The 15,806-nt window shown below is 42.0% G+C and carries 9 protein-coding genes; 6 read left to right on the top strand and 3 right to left on the bottom strand.

The window, feature by feature from the left end:
- Positions 1–18 precede the first annotated feature (18 nt).
- A complete protein-coding gene (locus QMA12_RS13945; protein ID WP_290210376.1) occupies positions 19–924 on the top strand; it encodes an AraC family transcriptional regulator in 906 nt (301 codons plus the stop codon).
- Positions 925–986: 62 nt separating this feature from the next.
- On the opposite strand, the gene QMA12_RS13940 is transcribed toward QMA12_RS13945, so the two are convergent.
- The 3 genes from QMA12_RS13940 to QMA12_RS13930 all read right to left on the bottom strand — a co-directional run bounded on the left by QMA12_RS13940 (position 987) and on the right by QMA12_RS13930 (position 7,589).
- Positions 987–3,137, bottom strand: a complete 2,151-nt coding sequence (locus QMA12_RS13940) for a TonB-dependent receptor (RefSeq protein ID WP_290210375.1) — start codon at positions 3,135–3,137, stop codon at positions 987–989.
- A 230-nt stretch (positions 3,138–3,367) separates the two neighbouring features.
- Positions 3,368–6,703 (bottom strand): hypothetical protein, encoded by a 3,336-nt coding sequence (locus QMA12_RS13935; protein WP_290210374.1) that lies wholly within the window; start codon positions 6,701–6,703, stop codon positions 3,368–3,370.
- Positions 6,704–6,713: 10 nt separating this feature from the next.
- Complete coding sequence (locus QMA12_RS13930) at positions 6,714–7,589, bottom strand: ABC transporter ATP-binding protein (RefSeq protein ID WP_290210373.1); 876 nt, start codon at positions 7,587–7,589, stop codon at positions 6,714–6,716.
- A gap of 236 nt (positions 7,590–7,825) precedes the next feature.
- Here QMA12_RS13930 and QMA12_RS13925 point away from each other — a divergent pair, with 236 nt between their 5' ends.
- The 5 genes from QMA12_RS13925 to QMA12_RS13905 all read left to right on the top strand — a co-directional run bounded on the left by QMA12_RS13925 (position 7,826) and on the right by QMA12_RS13905 (position 15,736).
- Positions 7,826–9,613 (top strand): ABC transporter ATP-binding protein, encoded by a 1,788-nt coding sequence (locus tag QMA12_RS13925; RefSeq protein ID WP_290210372.1) that lies wholly within the window; start codon positions 7,826–7,828, stop codon positions 9,611–9,613.
- A gap of 21 nt (positions 9,614–9,634) precedes the next feature.
- Positions 9,635–11,365 carry an ABC transporter ATP-binding protein gene (locus QMA12_RS13920; protein WP_290210371.1) on the top strand — a complete coding sequence of 577 codons (1,731 nt, stop codon included), beginning with the start codon at positions 9,635–9,637 and terminating at the stop codon, positions 11,363–11,365.
- 189 nt (positions 11,366–11,554) lie between these two features.
- Positions 11,555–12,085, top strand: coding sequence for a sigma-70 family RNA polymerase sigma factor (locus QMA12_RS13915; protein ID WP_290210370.1), 531 nt, complete (start codon positions 11,555–11,557; stop codon positions 12,083–12,085).
- A 97-nt stretch (positions 12,086–12,182) separates the two neighbouring features.
- Complete coding sequence (locus QMA12_RS13910) at positions 12,183–13,223, top strand: FecR domain-containing protein (protein ID WP_290210369.1); 1,041 nt, start codon at positions 12,183–12,185, stop codon at positions 13,221–13,223.
- A gap of 170 nt (positions 13,224–13,393) precedes the next feature.
- A complete protein-coding gene (locus tag QMA12_RS13905) occupies positions 13,394–15,736 on the top strand; it encodes a TonB-dependent receptor (protein ID WP_290210368.1) in 2,343 nt (780 codons plus the stop codon).
- Positions 15,737–15,806 lie beyond the last annotated feature (70 nt).

Below are 15,806 nucleotides of genomic sequence, written 5' to 3'. Positions count from 1 at the left end.
GATTGATAAGGTTTTCAAATGACTTTGTGCAGTGACATTGAAATAGACAAAACGAATGAACCGCAAAAAATTGCAAGTGCTCATAACTTTGTCCAGTTGTTACCCGGCTTATCAATAAGCTTATCTACTGCAGATGAAATGGGCCCTGCTGATACCAAACATGTGTTTCCTAGTGATGCACAATATATTCATTTAAACAGCATTCTTGCGGGAAAATTCGAAGCTACTGTAGGTAATCAATTTTTGCAATGTGGCTGCGGAGACTTCAATATTGGCTTTTCAGCAGGTGAAAACTTTTGCTCATATCACAGTAATGACTTTAGTAACCTAGCTATCATGATAAATCCAGAACTACTTACTGAACTTGCTGGTGAAGAGCTCTGCGGTACAGAGCTGAGTAAGCGTCTGTCATTCTTTGTAAAACAAAGTGGAGCGAATGGTAAAGTCAATGGGTGTGCAAACCGTATTCACCGGCTGATAAAAGAGCCACAAGCAAGTCCTTTGTTATTACACTCTGCGACGCTAGATTATCTATATTGGCATCTTAGCGCGCTAAAGGCAGTTGATAGTGGCAACCAAGTTTCACTTCGAGAAAAGAAACAACTTATTGCTGCAAGAGAGTTTTTGCTCACAGACCTGAGTAACCCACCGACGATTTCTGATGTGGCTAAAGAGGTTGGCTTAAACCAGTGTAAACTTAAGCAAGGTTTTAAGGCATTGTTTGATAACACTGTGTACGGCTGCTTCCAAGAAGCAAGAATGCACAAAGCGATGAGTCTACTCAAAGACAATAATGTTACCGAAACGGCAATTTCATTGGGTTACAGCAATGTCAGCCATTTTAGTGTGGCCTTTAGAAAACAGTTTGACGTGCTGCCAAAAGAAGCTCGGCTTAATTTAGCGCCCACTTTCGTGAGAAATTAAGTGTGTTTTACTAAATAAAAGTGGCGAGCAATTAATTACGCGCCACTTTAAACTTTATCAGTTTAGAAATTAGTACCGACTGTCAACCCAATGGTTCGTGGATTGCCTGCTTCTCCTGTTACACCAAAACCAAAGTTAAATGCAACTTTTGAGTAGTATTCATCAAGTGCATTTTTTACCCATAAATGGGCATACCAGTTCTCACTTTCAAGACCGATTTTGCCATTCAAAAGGGAGTACCCAGGTTGCTTCATTTGATTCCCCGCATCAAAAAAACGCTCACCCATATAAATGCTCTCTAGTTGGGTAAGTAATATGTAGTCACCACTTAGCTCTGTACGATTACTGATTGATAAGTTAGCGCTGAATTTGGGTGTGTTTGGCAAGCGATTACCTGCGTAGTCTTCTACCACGCCGGTAGCAAAGTTTACACTTTCGTACTCGCTATAGGTGGCGTCTATATAGCTACTTGAGAAGCCAATAGTCCAATCTGAATGAGGTTGGTAGCGTGATTCAAACTCTAGACCACGGCTGGTACTCTCACCTGCATTGTCTGTAATAATTGTGGTGTTTTCTAGCATTTGCTGAACTTGTTGATCGTCCAATGAGACATAAAACGCCGTGATTGAGAAACTCAGTTGGTTATCCAGTGCTAATGCTTTATAGGCAATTTCATAGTTATTGCTGTACTCTGGCTCAAAGCTGGGCTTATTTAAGTTCGGATACAAAGTATCAAAGCCTCCTGCGCGATAACCTTTACTCCATGAGGCATAAATTAGGTCATCACTATGCGTTTGATATGAGAATGCGAGTTTTGGTAGTACTTCACTGAACTCTTTTTCTCCATCATATTGCGTTGTAACACCCGCAGATTGGGAATTTATACTGATGTCTGCTTCTCGTTGTTCTTTTTGATAACGCAATCCGGCGATAACGGTTATGTCTTCAGTGATAGCATAATCAACTTGGCCAAAAGCAGCCCATGCTTGGTCGTCTTTTATAGTAACCGATCTATCAACCATGGGCCCGCTGCCCGGATACATAGCAGAAAAGTTCAAATCATTTCTCGTTGTGTTATGAATACTTGACTGATACCCATAAATGCCTACTAGCCAATGATAGTCGCTGGTATTTTTTGAGCTCCAACGCATTTCCTGTGAAATTTGATCAAACACTTCACGCGAATTACTGTGAAACTGATATTCTGAGTTATTTCCGGTATCTTGGTCTGCGGTATTCACATTGTCCCAATCTCGCCAGCTGGTGATGGAAATAAAATCAACATTACTACCTTCATAATCAAGGGTTAATGAAGCACCCAGAGCATCGCGCTCATCAACGCCTACAAAGTCATGATCTACTTGATCTGGATGTTCTTTGATTTTCTCAATGAGTCCCATTGCATATGAATCTCCCCTAAAGCGTTCATAATCTATTGCAAAGTTGGCTTCGAGATTATCTGTTGCTAGCCACTTTAATTTTGCTCGCGCACTAATATCATCGCGCGCGCCAAAATCTGTATTTAAGTAGGTGTTCTCTAAGTGGCCATCAGTGCTGTGTGCAGAGACAAACATGCCTAAAAATAGATCATCATTATTAATGGGTGTGTTGAGCCCTAATCGCACTCGTTTTGAACCAAAATTATCAGCGGAAGCAGTCCCCGTAACCTCTGGCACTTCATCAGGCTGTTTGGTAATTATGTTAATAACACCTGCCAGAGAGTTACCCCCGTACAATGTACCTTGGGGCCCTCTTAGTACTTCTACACGCTCGATATCAACAAGGTCTAAATCGAAAATACTATTACTGCTGTAATTAACGCCATCGACATAAAAGCCGACGGTTGACTCAGTAAATAAGCCCGGACCTATGCCGCGAATAAATACGTTGCTATCTCTTCGACCACCCCAGCTATACACGTGTAAACTCGGGATCTCGTGGCCAAGCTCTGTGATAGAGTAAACTTCTGAATCAGCTAGCTCTTGACCAAAAATGGCGGTAACGCTGGATGCGACCTCCATTATATTTGCAGAGCGTTTCTCGGCAGTAACTTCAATGCGCTCTAAATTTACCTGAGCAGTTTTCTCGTCAGCATAAAGACTGCAAGACGTGGCGCCTAAACTTAGTGTAAATAATGCACGGAAAATATGACGGCTAATTTTTGACAATGAGTGGTGAGAGTTGGCTGCAGATGTCAGCTTGTAACAAGGCATAGTAATTGAGTTCCTAATAGCAGTGAATAGTAAGTAGTTGGGCACTAAATTATTGCTGAGCAGACACTCGATTTTTGATTTGGTTGCTCTGCAATAGTGGGGCCCTATTTTTATTGTCGTTATTGTGTCTGTAAGGGGTTGTAGCTACTACCCGCAAACGGCGATTATCCCTCTATACGGGTTTTTAAAGATGGTTAAAGTATTAGGCTTTAACCATCTGTAATGGGGGTTTACAGTTCGCTGGTATTATTGCTGTAAGCAATATCAAACAAAGCCCCATTTTCAGTGAATAAACCATCTAGTTGCTTTTTGTATTGAGTGTGCTTTAGGGTTTGGGAGATTTGCTGATATAGCAGTTCTGCCGATAAAAACTGTGCGCCTTGCTGTGCATGATAATTAACCACCATATTGTTAATAATATTACTAAAGTGTTTATCACCAATGAGTTGCGATGCAGTGTAAATGGCAACCTGTGCTTTACTCTTGGCATAAGGCTGAAGTGTCAACCGAAGTGCATTTTTTTCAACACCTGATTCTTTGGTACGTGCAAGTAAATAATCATCGGTGATAGTGGCAAGCAGTTGTTGTCTTGCTTTGCTATTAAGCCCTGATTTGCTTAATGCGAACCAGCTTGGCACCCCTTCAGATAACAGTGGGTAACCCGCTGAGTTAGCAATTGCAATGTTTTGCCACCAAACTTGTGCAACTGCGTGATGCAATGTGTAACCCACTGAGTCAATATTCGACGGCTGAGAGTAATTATGTTGCCAAGCAGACATTTCAGGAATAAGCACTAAATTTGCACTCACTGTTTGCTTCCCCATACCTTGCGGTAGCGCAGCAATTTTTAAGCTGGTATAAGGGTAGCTGCCAAACACCAATTCACCTTGCTCAAGAGCATGTTTTGCGTGTTGTAGTATCGTATCCAGAATGACGTCATCAGCGTTGATGTAAAATAGTTCTATCGATATTTCCTGCGCTGTTTTAGCGCTTACCCACGATGTTTCACGGGTTTGATATTTTGCACTCACAATGGCCGGCTTCCAGTAACTGGCCGTGGTTGTCTCATAGTCATAGAGGTGGCGCTGACCTAATGCTTGATGGCTAATTAGCTCTCCTGGTGCGACAACAACTTGGTCATTTGGCGCTTCGATTTGCAACGTGTAAGTTATTAAGTCCGCATCATTGTGTTGATATACCTCGGATGCAGTAGATTGACTCACAGCATCAATAGATAACGGGTTAAGTTCGTGCTTGTTGCGAAGCGCGCTGTCATTGATTACTTTATTTTTTTCAAACCCAATAGTGGGCCAAAAATCTGTATCAATGTAGCTGGCATCTTTACTGATTTTGCCAAGGTAGTGAGTTGCAATATTGCGGTAGCCTTGATATTGGACAGAGGCTGCAATACTTAGCAGGGTATTTTGTTCAGGCGCAATATTGAGATCCCATAGCGAAACGTGATGCGCTTCATCTGTTTGCTGCGCTGAAAGTGCTTTCCCCTCAGTGCTGATGTTATTAATACGAGTAAAGTCATCGGTGTTCAGTAGTAGCTGCTTTATTGGGGTTTTGTTTGGGTTTATAAGCGTTAAATTAGCCTTGTAGTCAAGTGCTCGCTTATGTGGATGAAGCGTCAAAGCAACCTCAGCATGACTAATTTTAGGCTGCGGCTGAGTATTAAATTGACGATATTGCTGCTCATACTCTACTTGCTTTGCATAGCCATCAGCTTGTGTTTCAAACTGACCATTGATAATCATCGCTTGATAAATAGCATGCGCTTGATAAACAAAGGTTGTTGTCGCCAATAGCATAATAGCCAGTGACCGTGGTGCGATTTTTTGTGGCAGTGCTGCCATTCTTTCTTTAAATGGCGTAATCATACCTCTTGGCCACAGCCAGCTGACAAACACCAGTAAAACACAATAAAAGCTTAACCAGTAGATCATAAGATTAAGGTCTCTGGTAATAAACTGTTCCATTGAAGCAATTTCAGACAATTGCGCTATTGACGGCCATGCCCATAGCAACATAAAGTTTTCTACCGCGTTGGTTTCATTGAATATAGCCGGCGAAATACACAGCATCACCGCGAGCACTTGTGCGGCAATTTTAGACTGCAACAGGCCATAACTGATGATGGCAATAAAGACATAAGCCAGCATTAATGGCAGTAATACAATAAAGCTCAAATGCCATAAGCTTTGCCAGTCAGGATCGACGTAGCCTTGGATAAATTGAGTGCCCAGCAAACCTGATATTGGCACCAGCATTAATACAAAGGCAATAATAATTGCGCTGATAATATGACTCAAAGGGGCTTGCCAGTCAGGTGTAGGGCACACAGCAACAAGCTGTGCGGTATTCAGCTGATGGTCTTTGTGGCATTGATCAACAACGAAAAAGGCAGCGGCTAGCATAGTAAAAATTAAACTCGGGTAAATTAACACAGGGAGCAAGGTGTGGGTTTTTGGTAAAATGACCGCGCTGCCTTCTATGCCCGGTAGACGATAGCTTAACCCTGCGATGATCAGCATCAAAGATAGAGTTAACATTGAAAAATAAAACGCTTTATTGGTAATGATTTGGCGTGCTTGAAGATACCCAGTACGGACACTGAATTTAAGCCAATAAGTAATAGCGTCATTACTTATCATCGTCAGCGCAGTCATGTTTAGCTTACCTGTACTGGGCTGGTGTTGTTGATCAGTTGTAATTGCCTTGGTTGATGATTTTTGCCCGTTACTTGTTCTAAATGCTGCTAAGTCAAAGCGCCACCAGGCAAATGCCAGAAGGGCAACAGCAAGCGTTAAATAGAGTAGGCGATTACAGAGTAAAACGCTATTTAGGCCCAAAAATTGAGTCATTCTTTGCTCAGCCGTCCAGTAAAAAATTTGCCCTTCAACGGTGACTTTACCTAGCGGGTCGACAATTTGTAGCCAAGGAGCTTGGGGAGCTCCATCACCAAATAAGGCGGTGATCAGCACAAAAGAACCTACCGCTATCATCATCGCAGCATAAGCGGGTGTCGCGCGCCCTGTAAGTGCCGTGAGCGCAAAAGGGATTGCAGTATAAACAATACAAGCAGGGAGTACCCAAAGTAGTATCGCGTGGAAAATATGCGGCCACGAGGTCGCTATGAAGTCGCTAGAAGGGTAAAGCCCAAAGAGGTTTGACACCACAGGTAAGGTCACCATGGCGATGACAACAGAACTCATCACCAATAGTACGACCACTAAACACGCTAAGTATTTACCGATAAAATAGTGCTTACTATTAATATCAAAACTATACAAATAATCTGCCGTTTTTGAATTCAAATCTCTAAGTAGTGTGGGTATTACTAGGGCACTGCCGACGGTGGCAGCCCAAAATGTGTAATACATAAATAGATAGTAAATAGCATACGGAGAATTGCGAGCGACTCTGCCACTTTGCATCAAGGTATCCCATTCACCACCTAACATTTCTCGGTACCCCATAACGATCATGGCGAGCAAACAGGCCCATGTCGCTACAGAGCGTAATCGATATTTAAGCTCAAATAAAAAACTGGTAATAAACATGTACAGATCCTTAAACCGCTAGTTCTGGGACGTAGCTGAAGTAAAAGTCTTCAAGGTCCGCGGTGCTTTGCGTAAAGTTATCAGCAGGGACTGTGTCGCTTTGAATCGTGGCTTGTATATCGCCTTTGATGATGCGTGTTGATATCACTTTGTGATTATTGCGAAGCTGTTTTAACTCTTCTCGTGCTACTGTTTTACGCCAAATCTTTCGTTCGATGGATTCGACGAGGGCATCGGGCTTGCCGCGTGCTAATATACTACCCCTGTTGAGGATACCCATATCACCACATAAATCAGTCACATCGCTCACGATATGTGTGGATAGGATCACAATAGCGTTGTCGGTAAGTTGCTGCAAAATACTGTAAAAGCGATTGCGCTCAGCAGGGTCTAGTCCCGCCGTTGGTTCATCAACAATAATGACTTTAGGGTTGGTTAATAAAACTTGTGCGATACCAAAGCGCTGACGCATACCACCTGAATAGGTATCGACTGCCTTATGGCAATGTTCAGTGAGATTAACCAGCTGCAATAATTCGTCAATTCTATTTTTGCGCTCTTTGTTATTTTTAATGCCTTTTAAACGAGCAAAGTAATCCAACATAGTCGTCGCCGATGCATCCGCGTAAACACCAAAATCCTGTGGCAAATAGCCTAACTGGCGACGAAACTCAGTAGGATTAGTAAAAATATTTTGCCCAGCAAAGCGAATTTCGCCGCTGTCAGGTGTTTGCAATGTGGCAATAGTGCGCATAATACTGCTTTTGCCTGCACCATTAGGGCCAAGAAGGCCAAACATGCCTTTTTCAATAGTTAAATTGACGTTCTTAAGTGCATGCACACCATTTGCATATATTTTTGATACATCTCGAATTTCTAATTCCATGTTATTGACTCTGTTGTTTATTTTAAATTGTAGCGATTTTATTAGGCGTTAGATTGATGGCTGATGACTCCCCCAATCGGTTTTCTGATCCCCCAAAACGATATTTTATAAGGGTTGTACCCGTTACTTCCGATTTGGGGGCTACATAACGGATGCGGGGAGAGGAAGCAAGTTAACTGCAGTAGGCTTAGCTCTTTTCTATCGTCGCTATGTAGCGCATTTTAAGGAGCAAGCTTGTGGGGGTTGAGTCATCTGAGGGTGAAGACAGTTATCGTCCCTGGTCTATTATTTTTTCGATCTGCTCACCTTATAAAGGCAAAATGTTGATAGCTTTGAGTTTAATGGCCATTGTCACCTTCGCTGAGCTTGTGCCGCTGTATTTGCTCTTTGTTGCAATACAAACATTATTGAACCCACTTTCGAGCTCGGTTGGGCTATTGCTATGGATTGCAGCGGGTATGTGTGCCGCGATTTTATTAAAAACGGGACTTTCAATCGGTGCTTACTATTTCAGTCATCAAGTTGCTTTTAAAGCGTTGACTGAAGTAAGAATGAAGCTCGTAACTCAACTAGCATATTTGCCATTGACCTGGCTTAATAAACAAAACCCGGGAGTTTTAAAGCAAAATATTTTGCAAGATGTGGAGCATATTGAAAACTTTATAGCCCATCAAAGTGTCGAGCTGTTCAATGCAATGCTTACGCCTATAATAGTATTTACGTTGATAGCTTTTATCGACTGGCGGCTTGCATTAAGCGCTGTAGCTCTAGTGCCGCTGGCATTTTTGACCAGTGGCTTGTTTATGTATAAAACGGCCAGTCAATATCAGCATTTTAGTCAAGTATCTGAGGATTTAACCTCGACATTGAATGACTATGTTAAAAACATGCCGGTGATGAAGCTGTATAACCTAGACAGTAAGCATTTTAACGTTTTAAATCGAAAACTTGATCGATACCATAAACTGGTATTAAGTCTTACTAGCCAAACGGTGCCAGGTTGGACACTTTACACTGCTTTACTTGGTGCTTCTTTTGTTTTCTTACTTCCTACTGCTATTGCGTTACACAGTACACAAACAGTGAATATTGAGCAGATCATTTTAAGTGTGTTATTAGCACTTGGTATGCTTAGCTCCATTATAAAAGTCAGTCGGTTTTTTATGGAAGCTAATGAACTGCTCGCAGGCGTTAGGCGCATCGCACCGCTTTATTTAGCCCATCCGGCCAAACTGAAACACGGCCCTATTGATAAAAAACGTATGCTAATGCAGTTTGAAAATGTCAATTTTAGCTATCAATCTCAGCAAGTTATTAATGGGGTTAACCTTAAATTAGTCCCTAATTCATTAAATGTGGTAGTGGGGGCATCAGGTCACGGTAAATCCACTGTTGCAATGTTGGCTTGTGGTTTGTTATCTCCATCGGCGGGCAAAGTGCTGTTATATGCAAAAGAGGTTTCATTACTCCCCGATAGCACTCGCGCACAGCTAATAAGCGTTGTGACACAAGAGTGTTATTTGTTTGAGGGCACGTTGCGTGACAATATTTTGTTTGGCCGCACAGGTGTTAGCGCCGAAGATTTAGAGCGAGCTGTTGTCGCCGCTCAGCTAGAAACGTGGCTTGCGCAATTGCCAAATGGGCTACAAACGCAAATACAAGTGCGTGGGCAAAATGTATCCGGGGGTGAAAAACAACGTATTGCCATCGCTCGTGCGTTAGTGAGTAACACTCCATTAGTAATGTTGGATGAAGCCACAGCAGCTATGGATAACGTGACTCAGGCGAATTTTTATCATGCATTACAGCTGCATTACCCAAATACTACTTTTTTAGTGATCACGCATAAATATTTAGCCCTTGAAAATACCAGTCAGATCTTTGTCTTGAATGAGGGAAGAATTGCCTCACAAGGGAGTCATGACACTCTATTGGCTAGCTGCGAATATTATCGCCACAGTTGGCAACTTCAACAAAGTGAAGCCGATCAGCAAAGTACGTTGAAAGACCCGCTAGATTTATAACTAATTAGCTACGAGATTTAAATGAACAAACACGCATTATTAACTATTGGCCGTGTGATAAGGCATGCCAGTGCTGGAAAATGGCGCTTTTATACAGGGATTGTTTTTCGTATCTTGGAGCGTTGCATAGCCATTTTACCGCTATTGCTAAGTTTTTACTGGCTACAACAGCAGTTCGAAATGTCAGAGCATTATTGGCTTTGGTTGGCAACGCCGGTGGATTATTTGCTGGCTTTAGCGGGGTGTTTTTTAGCGCAACTGATTTGCGCCTACATTGGTCAATACCAAAGCTTTGTTGGCAGTTATCGTATTGTTCATACGTATCGTATTAAATTGATTAACCATGTTAGACAGTTGCCACTTGGGCATCTGCAACGAGCCCGTAGCGGCGAATTTCTAGAAATTCTCACTGAAGACATTAAGAAAATTGAGAGTATATTCTCCCATACTACGCCTGATTTAATTTCAGCTTTAATGACACCTGTGATTGGCATTAGCGTGCTATTTTTTGTTAACCCCGTCTATGCGATGGCTATATTGCTACTATTGCCTTTGGCATTTTTAGTCATGCAAATCACAAAGCAAAAATTTATCCATGTAGCCAGCGCTAAGCGAAGCTCGTATCGTCAGACTGCAAGCTGTATTACAGATTATATTGAAGCCTTAAAAACCCTCAAATTATATGATCAAACCAAGGCCAGATTGGCCCATATTGCCACTCAATTAGAGCAAACAAAACAGCATAGTTTGCAAGTTGAAATGTGGGGGGCAGGACCCGTACTCACGTACCGAGTGGTGCTTAACATGGCGCTCACTGTGTTTGTAATTCTCTTGGCTGTGACCTTACCTGAGCAACAGTCAGGCATAGATTTTACCAGTATATTATTTGCGTTGCTGATGGTTAAAATACTAGAACCCCTTTTTGAGGTTGCCGAGCACCTTCGCGTTTTACGCATTGCTATACAGTCTGAGCACAAATTAGAGTCTATTCTAAATGAGCCTGTACTAGTGGAGCCTACAACCGTGAAAATACCATTAAACTTTGACATCGAGCTTGAGAATATATCGTTTTATTACAAGGATAACAAAGTGATAGACGGTGTTAACTTTTGTGTCAAGCAAGGATCTACAACGGCAATTGTCGGCGCTTCTGGTAGTGGTAAGTCTACTTTACTAAATTTATGCGCCCGTTTTTTTGAGCCAAACTCAGGTCGAATAAAAATTGGTGGGATAGATCTTAATGAGATTGGCTCTAAAGGCGTACATCAGTTAGTCAGCATGGTGTTTCAAGATATTCAGTTGATAGATGCTAGCATTGCAGAAAACATACGCATCGGTTCCCCAAGCGCGAGCGATGAAGAAGTAATGCAAGCATGCAAGTTGGCAAACTGTTTGGATTTTATAAATCAGCAGCCAGAAGGAATGAATGCGCGAGTGGGTGATAGTGGTTTACTATTATCGGGTGGTCAAAGACAGCGCATTGCAATTGCCAGAGCGCTCTTAAAAGATGCGCCTATAATATTATTAGATGAAGCTACAGCTTCGCTAGATCCCATCACCCAAACAGAAATCGTCCAAGCAATGAGTAACCTTTTACAAAACCGCACCGTGATCACAGTAGCCCATCGACTTTCAAGCATTGTAAACGCTGATAATATTATTGTACTTAAAGATGGCAAAGTAGTGGAGTCGGGCGGTCATCATTGTTTGTTATCACGTGATGGATACTATACACAACTGTGGAATGCATAGGCTATGTAACTGCGTAAAGGGGCTTTACAGTCACCCAAGTAATATTTTTATTATACAGAATGATAAATATCGGCTTTATTGAGAATAGTTTTCATTCGTGGTAGTGTTTTGGGAAACATTGAGCATCATTTGTTTTTATCGTTTTAGTCATAAGTATTTTGTTCAACAACCTTTTATTAAGAATTTAGCATGTATTTATCGGTAAAAAATAAAAAATCCTTGAAGCTTCATGCCGAAAATCTCACTCGCTCAATCGAAGGGTATCGACGAGAAGTTAACCGCTTTTTGACCAAGCGGGTAGGCTGTGCCGACACGGCTGCTGATATATTCCAATCTGTTGCAGAGAACTTGCTGCGCCGGGATCCCGATCCTCCAATTAAAGATGTACGGGCATTCTTATATCGAGCGGTGAAAAATGCTGCGTTTAATTTACAGCGTTCTGAGCGCACTCGAGCTGAATTAAACGTATTAGTAGCACCGATAATGGAGGAGTGGGATGAACGTAGCCCTGAGAGCATTATTGAATCTACAGAAAATGTAAAAAAAGTTGAGCAAATTATTCAGAGCTTACCTGTACTGACTCGTCAAATTTTTATTATGTATCGGCTTCATGGTATTAACCAAAAAGATATTGCCGAGCAAATGGGAGTGAGTCTTTCCACTGTGGAAAAACATGTAAAAAAAGCACTTTCTCTCTGCTTTTCGTGTCTTTATGAGTAAATATTACGGTTTTTTGCACGTGAAGGGTGTTCTATAATAACAGGGCGGTCAAAGCACTCTGTGGTTAAATCGCAACACTTTAACTGAGGAAGAAGCTGTGAATAATCAAGATACCGACAAGCGCCTACAGCGTGAAGCGTATAACCTAGTGGCTGCGGCTTACAATGACCCAAATAGTCAATCTCAACTAAATATTTGGCGTAAACAGTCAGTATTACATGAAGATGCAGCTACGCAGGCTGAAGCTAACTGGGCGTTGCTAGGGCTGGTTGAAAATGCACCTCTTTCGCTATTCGATAAGTTTAAACTGACTACTCAAATTCAATTAGAACGGTTATCTGAAACACCAGCTCGGCTGCTACCTACTGCTGTTGCTGCAATGGTTTGCATTATATTTGTATTTTTGGGTTTAGATTTTAGCAGCCCAAAAGTACCTCAAACTAAGATTGTTCAAACGATAGAAAAACCTAATCCAGTCAATACATCGCAGCGCTATCAAACTGGTTGGGCAGAGCAACGCAAAGTAACGCTAGAAGATGGAACAGAGGTTTGGCTTGATTGGAACACCGAACTTGAGGTTTCAATGACAGACGCAAAGCGACAAGTGGCTTTAGTCAGCGGCAAAGCTTTATTTAGTGTGGTTTCGGATCCTAACAGACCCTTTTCTGTTGTTAGCGAACAGGTCGAGGCAAGGGTATTAGGTACCCAATTTGTTTTTCACAAACTGGATGAGCAGGCTGTAGAAATAGAAGTTCTTAAAGGGGCTGTCGGTGTTAACTCAGAAAAAGCTCAGGTAATGGCACGCTTGGCAAAAAATGATGTGATTCGTATTACATCAGGTGAACTTGGTGACATTAAAACTCGAACACTCGCGGAAATTGGTGCTTGGCGTGATGGGATCATTGTTTTTGAGCAGCGACCGTTGATAGAGGCGCTTGAGGTGCTGCAGTCATATACGTCCTTTGAGCTAGACACCCGTTTTATTTATGAGGCCGATAGACTAGTCTCAGGCACCTTTGTATTAAATAAAGGCGATGAAGCTTTGCGAGCTATCATGCAAGGTTATCGCTTGACTGGAAAAGTTCAAGGACGGAATACGCTAGTATTACGTTCACTTCCCCCAGAGCGGCCATTCTAAAAACGAGTTTGAATTTATTGATTTATTTTTACGGGTATAAGCTGTTTTAGTGTCTCCTTCACTAAGAGCCAATGAAATTTGTCATTGGCGTCTAATATTCAATGGAGACATTAAGCATGGTATGCATGGAATACCGAAATAAAAAACATCGTGTCAATTTATGGTGCATTTTGGCACTGATTTCAGCTTTAACCGCTACACCCACCGCCTTAAGCCAAGACTCTATTGGCGATAACCTTACCTTTCATTTTGAAATTCAGGCTCAACCGCTAATAAAAGCACTCCGTGACTTTACAGTAGTTACTGAGCAACAAGTTATCGTGCAAGTTGACAACATCAGTCAGTACAAAAGCTCAGCCATTTCAGATAAGTTAACCGCCCAACAAGCTTTAATGCAATTAACCGCCAATAATGGGCTGAGAATTACCCAAACAACATCTGGTACGTTTTTGCTAGAGCAAGCTGTGCCTTTTATTAAACCCGAATCTAATGAGTTAGAAAAAATTGTTGTGGTGGGGAGTAAAATGGGAGAAACCCGCCAAGAAATAGCAACAAGCGTTGGCTATTTTGGCGAAGAACAAATAAAAGATCAGGTTATCTACAACGTAGAAGATGTCTTTGACCGTACTGCAAATGTTTCTGCTGGCAGCGCTATCTCGGGTGCATACAGTATTCGTGGTGTTAATACAGATGGCATAGCGGGTTCTTTGAATCGTTCTAATGCGTTGGCATCAATACTTATTAACCAAGTGGCTATGGGGGTATCTGCAGGCAACTATGTAAAACCCTCGCTTTTTGATGCCACCTCTGCAGAGGTTTTACGTGGGCCGCAGTCTTCATTACAAGGGCCTAATGCACTGATTGGTTCTGTATATATAAACTATAATCGGCCTGATTTTTTTGGTTATGAAGGCTCGGTTCGTGCTGAAGTTGGGCAGTACGATACTAAGCGACTGGCATTGATGCAAAACCTTGTTCTGGCTGAAGATACATTAGCTGCGCGTTTGGTACTAGAGACTCGTCAATCAGATGGAGATGTAATCAACATCACGACAGGTCGCGAAGATGTTCAAAATGAGGACGAAGAAACAATTCGTTTAGCGCTGCGTTGGCAGCCACTCGGTGATGAGGAGTTAGTTTTTGATCTGACCTATTTACATAATAATTCAGACACCAACGCCACACCATTTGTTTATGCATTACCTGAGGGCGATATTTTTGATCGTAAACAATCTTACAATATTGAAGGAGACTTTCCTTCAAGCTTTGATCTTTTATCGCTCGAAGCAAATTGGCAAGTAAGTGAAAACTTACGCTTTACCTCTGTTACTGGGTTCAATAAATTTTCTGTTGATCAGCGTTTCGAAGGTGATCACACAGCCTATGATTTGTTAGGTGTAGACGGATTTATGAACGAGAAATTGCTAAGCCAAGAGCTTCGTTTGCATTACGAAGGAAAGCGTATTTCTGGGTTAGTTGGTTTATTTTACTCAGATGGTGAGTATGACAACGGTTTCACAGGTGCAGGTGTTTTTCCTGATGGTCAAGGCGGGGTAGTCCCGTTTAACAATACCGTACAGAGCACAGAAAACATTGAACAGCAGGCCTTATTTGCTCAATTAAATTGGCAGCCTATTGATGATTGGGAAGTCAAACTGGGTGCTCGGCTTAATCGAGAGGAACGTAGCACAAAAGATTTTAAAGACAGCGGTTTTGTCAGCGATCAGTCTGCATCCGAATCCTTCAATCAACTTATTCCTTCATTAACCATCGCTTATGACATAAGTGATGATACTCGGATCGGTGCCAGCTACAGTCGCGGTTTTCAAGCTGGAGGAATTTCTTTTGCGATGTTCTTAGGTGAGGCGACGCCATATGATGAGGAGTTCATCGATAATTATGAGCTATTTTTGCGAAACCAACTACTTGATGGAAAGTTACGGTTAAATGCCAATCTCTTCTACTTTGATTGGTCAGATCAACAAGTCACTATGACTTTACCTGGTGGATTAGCTGGGTTTGATGATGCTGTGGTCAATGCTGGTAAGTCTAAAGTGAGTGGTGCTGAATTTGAAGCTGAATGGCAAGCTACCGCAGATCTAAATCTATTTGCAAATTTGGGCTTCATTCATACTGAATTCGAAGAGTTTGTAACAAAGGGGAGCGACCTTGCGGGTATGTCTTTTCCTCAAGCGCCTGATTTTACTGCAAATCTAGGCGGCCTTTATCAAAATGACAATGGCTTTTTTACATCAATGACTTTTAGCTACACCGGTGATACCTACTCTAGGATTGATGCACCAGAGGTCACTGAAATTGGTAACCGTAAGCTCTTGAGTGGTCGTTTAGGCTATCAGCAAGACAACTGGAGAGCGTATATTTGGGGTAACAATTTACTCGATGATGATTATGAAATTTTTGTCCAAGATGGCAGGGATTTTGGTCTTGCAGGTGCTTATGGCAGTGTTGGGGAACCTCGCACACTGGGTGTTGGTTTTCAGTTTGATTGGTAAGTAGGTCAAAGTGACGCAGCCCAAAGTAAAAGCAGCAAGCAACGTGGCAGAACTTTGTTAATGCGTACTT

Origin of the sequence: Pseudoalteromonas sp. APC 3893, from assembly GCF_030408095.1 — a bacterium.
In the GTDB taxonomy this organism is placed as follows: Bacteria; Pseudomonadota; Gammaproteobacteria; order Enterobacterales; family Alteromonadaceae; genus Pseudoalteromonas.
Note: the sequence above shows the minus strand (reverse complement) of the source record. Positions and strands in the feature narration are given on the sequence as shown.